Here is a 3,901-nt window from a genome sequence, read left to right as displayed (position 1 = left end):
CGGCCTGAAGCCGCGCGCCCGCATCGTCGCGCAGGCCCTCGTCGGCGCCGAACCCGAGTTCCACCTGGACGGCCCCGTGCAGGCCACCGCGAAGGTCTTGGAGAAGTCCGGGATGAGCATCGGCGACCTGGACCTGTTCGAGGTCAACGAGGCGTTCGCGTCGGTGCTGCTGTCGTGGGCGCAGGTCCACGGGCCGGACATGGACAAGGTGAACGTCAACGGCGGTGCGATCGCGCTCGGCCACCCGGTCGGCTCGACCGGTTCGCGGCTGATCACGACCGCGCTGCACGAGCTCGAGCGACGCGACGCGTCGACGGCGCTCATCACGATGTGCGCCGGCGGCGCCCTCGCGACCGGCACCATCATCGAGCGGATCTGAGGTGAGCACGACACCCGCCGCACCGCCCGGCCTGGACTCCAAGTGGACCGTCTCGATCATCAAGTGGATGTCACGGGCGAACGTGAAGGCCTATCGCGCCACCGGAGGCAGGATCGGCGGAAAGTGGCGGGTGGGCAGTGCCTTTCCGTGGGGTCTGCCGGTGTGCCTGCTGACCACGACGGGCCGCAGGACCGGACAGCCGCGCACGTTGCCGCTGCTGTTCCTCGAGGACGGCGACCGCGTCGTGCTCGTCGCCTCGCAGGGCGGGCAGCCCAAACATCCCCTGTGGTACCGCAACATCCAGGCGAACCCGGAGGTGACGATCCAGATCCGGTCGCGGGTGCGGACTATGCGCGCCCGCGGCGCGACACCGGAGGAGCGTGCCGCGTACTGGCCGAGACTCGTTGCGATGTACCCGGATTTCGACAAGTACCAGTCGTGGACGGAGCGCACGATCCCGGTCGTCGTGTGTGATTGAACCTTCGCCTCTTCCCCCTGGGCCCGAACCGGCAATACTGGAGGAAGTTCTGCCCGCTCTCGAGAAGGGATGTCACCCGTGACAACCACCAATCATGATCAGGTACTCGATCGTCGCGAGATCGCCGCGGCCCTGCTGCGCGCGCTCGAACGGCGCCACGAGGTCCTCGATGCCATCGTCGAGAGCGATGATCGGTCCGACGCGATCGCCACGATCGCGCAGCTGCTCGACACGAACGAGCAGTGTGCGGAGGCCGTGCTCAATCTGCCGTTCCGGCGGCTGACGAAGGCCGAGCGCAAGAAGATCCGCGCAGAGCTCGAGGATCTGGACGCGGTGCTCACCTGGACCCCGGCCGAGCGGCCCTATGCGACGGGCGCGCATTTCCGGATGCGGCCGATCGGCGACAGCACCGCGGACACGGAGCTGTTCAAGGAGCGTTGCGCCGAGCAGCTCGGCGACTCCAGCGACGAAAGGATCGCGAGCGAACGCGCCGCGGCGGCCGAACGCATCGACGACGAGACGGCGATGTGGCTCGTGGCGGAGGATCTGACCGGGGACGAGCCCAAGCCGGTCGGATTCGCGTTCGGTGAGCTGACCGGGCACGAGGTGGAGGTCCGCATCTGGGTCCGCCCCGAGCTCCGCAAGCAGGGCTACGGCACCGCGACCCTCAAGCAAGCCCGCACCGAGCTGGCCGCGTATTTCCCGGGTTCGACGCTGATCATCCGTACCCCCGCATAGTCCGTGCTCGTGCGCGGTCTCGGTGGCGGTGGCTACCGAAACCGCGCACGAGTCGTTCAGGCGCCGTAGACCGGGGTCGGCGGCTGAGACCCGGCGATGAGCTTCTCGACGACCGGACCGAGTTCCTTCGGATCCCAGCGATCGCCCTTGTCGACGACCTCGCCGTGACGCCAGCCGTCGGCCACGGACACCTTGCCGCCCTCGACCTCGAAGACGCGGCCGGTGACGTCCTTGGATTCGGCGCTGCCGAGCCACACGACCAGCGGCGAGACGTTCTCCGGCGCCATCGCGTCGAAGCCTTCCTCGGGCGCGGCCATCATTTCGGCCATCGCCCCGCCGGCACCGACGGTCATGCGGGTCCGCGCGGACGGCGCGATCGCGTTGACGGTGACGCCGTAGCGGCCGAACTCGGCGGCGGCCTGGATCGTCAGGGCGGCGATGCCGGCCTTGGCTGCGGCGTAGTTCCCCTGGCCGATGCTGCCCATCAGACCCGCACCGGAGCTGGTGTTGATGATGCGGGCGTCGACGGGATTGCCGGCCTTGGACTCGTTGCGCCAGTACGTCATCGCGTGCCGCATGGGCGCGAAATGACCCTTGAGGTGCACGCGGATGACCGCGTCCCACTCCTCTTCGCTCATGTTCGCGAGCATGCGGTCGCGGAGGAATCCGGCGTTGTTGACGAGGACGTCGAGGCGGCCGAAGTTGTCGAGCGCGGTCTTGATCAGGTTCGCGGCGCCGTCCCAGTCGGCGACGTCGTCGCCGTTGACCACGGCTTCGCCACCGGCCGCGCGGATCTCCGCGACGACCTGTTCCCCGGGGGTCTCCCCGGTCACCGACCCGTCGCTGCCGACACCGATGTCGTTGACCACGACCTTGGCGCCTTCCGCGGCGAACGCCAGCGCGTGCGCCCTGCCGAGCCCCCGCCCGGCGCCTGTCACGATGACGACGCGACCGTCCAGCAGTCCACTCACTTTGCCTCCTTCGTTCGGGCCGCTGCCAGATAGGCAGGGCGTTCGCCGCCGCCGTGGACGGTCAGTGTGGATCCGCTGACGTACGCCGCCAGCGGGGATGCGAGAAATGCGGCGCAGTTGCCGATGTCGTCCGGGGTGGCCAGCCGGCCCGCCGGGACGGTCGCGCCGACGGCGGCGATACCTTCCTCGTCGCCGTAGAACAGGTGCGACTGTTCGGTGTCGACCATGCCGACCACGACCGAGTTGACCCGCACCTTCGGTGCCCATTCGACGCCCAGTGTCGTCGAGAGGCTGTCGAGGCCCGCCTTCGCGGCACCGTAGGCCGCGGTGCCGGGTGTCGGGCGGTGCGCGCTCACGCTCGAGATGTTCACGATCGAGCCGCCACTGTCCTGCTGCTGCATCACCGCGTTCGCTGCCTGCGCGACGATCAGCGGCGCGAGCAGGTTGAGTTCGACGATCTTGGCGTGGAACTTGGGGCTGGCGTCGGCGGCGAGCGCGAACGGCGAGCCACCGGCGTTGTTGACCAGCACGTCGAGCCTGCCGTGGCGGGCCACGATGGTGTCGACGAGTTCACGCACCCGATCCGGGTCACGCACGTCGCATTCGAGGAATTCTGCGGTGCGGCCGTCGATTTCGATGTCCCGCTCGGGCCGGTTCCGCGCGCACGTCACGACCGTCGCGCCTGCCCGCAGGAACGTCCGGGTGATACCGGCGCCGACCCCGCGTACACCTCCGGTGATCAGCACAACTGCGCCGTCGAGTCCCAGATCCATCCGTGCCTCCACTCCGATTGGTGCCCCAGATTCCGCGGGGCGCACTCAGGAACTTACCAAGCAATCGCTTGGTTTGTTAAGGCCGGTGTGTACTTCTGGCGGTCAGGACCGCCAAAAGGGCACACGGGCGGCTACGCCGCGAGATTCACCAACAGCAGGCGGCAGCTGCGCCTGATGTCGCTTTCGGCCTCCTCGAGGCTCGATCGGCCGTTGAGGTGAGCGATGATGACGCCGTACCAGAGCATCGACAGCAGCCGCAGCACGTCGCGGTCCGCGTCGGTGGGATCGGTGATGCCGGCGGCGTCGAGCACGATGCTCTGGAACTGCTCCTCGATCTTGACCGCGTCGGGTACCGCACCGGCGGCCGCGGTGCTGTTGGACTGCAACATCGCCAACGCCAGCGTCGGACGCGCGACGAGTTCGCGGGTCATCTCGATCAGCGCCTCGCAGATCGCGTCCTGCGCGGAAAGACCACGATCGGGCGCCGGGTTCCGGCGGTACCCGGCGAACCGTTCGAGCCGGTGCAGCATCACACCCACGAACAGGTGCGTCTTCGACGGGA

General features: G+C 68.6%; 5 protein-coding genes and 1 pseudogene. 3 read left to right on the top strand and 3 right to left on the bottom strand.

The features are described from left to right. The 3 genes and pseudogenes from I0Q12_RS32555 to I0Q12_RS09920 form a co-directional block, all read left to right on the top strand. Positions 1-379 (top strand): annotated as a pseudogene (locus I0Q12_RS32555) (steroid 3-ketoacyl-CoA thiolase); the annotation flags it as partial. A gap of 67 nt (positions 380-446) precedes the next feature. Continuing rightward, positions 447-857 carry a nitroreductase family deazaflavin-dependent oxidoreductase gene (locus I0Q12_RS09925; protein WP_197251768.1) on the top strand — a complete coding sequence of 137 codons (411 nt, stop codon included), beginning with the start codon at positions 447-449 and terminating at the stop codon, positions 855-857. A gap of 78 nt (positions 858-935) precedes the next feature. Then, entirely contained in the window at positions 936-1,595 is a 660-nt protein-coding gene (locus I0Q12_RS09920; RefSeq protein ID WP_197251760.1) for a GNAT family N-acetyltransferase, read from the top strand. A gap of 56 nt (positions 1,596-1,651) precedes the next feature. Here the strand turns inward: I0Q12_RS09920 and I0Q12_RS09915 are convergent, their stop codons facing one another. The 3 genes from I0Q12_RS09915 to I0Q12_RS09905 form a co-directional block, all read right to left on the bottom strand. Further along, positions 1,652-2,566 carry an SDR family oxidoreductase gene (locus I0Q12_RS09915; RefSeq protein ID WP_197251759.1) on the bottom strand — a complete coding sequence of 305 codons (915 nt, stop codon included), beginning with the start codon at positions 2,564-2,566 and terminating at the stop codon, positions 1,652-1,654. Further along, positions 2,563-3,339 carry an SDR family oxidoreductase gene (locus tag I0Q12_RS09910; protein WP_197251758.1) on the bottom strand — a complete coding sequence of 259 codons (777 nt, stop codon included), beginning with the start codon at positions 3,337-3,339 and terminating at the stop codon, positions 2,563-2,565. Before I0Q12_RS09910 ends, I0Q12_RS09915 begins: the two co-directional genes overlap by 4 nt. Positions 3,340-3,470: 131 nt before the next feature. Then, a partial coding sequence (locus I0Q12_RS09905) for a TetR/AcrR family transcriptional regulator (protein WP_231610372.1) occupies positions 3,471-3,901 on the bottom strand: 431 nt, incomplete at its 5' end.

The sequence above is a fragment of the Rhodococcus sp. CX genome, assembly GCF_015865005.1.
Taxonomy (GTDB): domain Bacteria; phylum Actinomycetota; class Actinomycetes; order Mycobacteriales; family Mycobacteriaceae; genus Rhodococcus.
Note: the sequence above shows the minus strand (reverse complement) of the source record. Positions and strands in the feature narration are given on the sequence as shown.

Bases quoted from the DNA above. Each gene is read 5' to 3' on its own strand.
- I0Q12_RS09925 (WP_197251768.1), top strand. From the start codon at position 447: ATGTCACGGGCGAACGTGAAGGCCTATCGCGCCACCGGAGGCAGGATC.
- I0Q12_RS09910 (WP_197251758.1), bottom strand. From the start codon at position 3,339: ATGGATCTGGGACTCGACGGCGCAGTTGTGCTGATCACCGGAGGTGTA.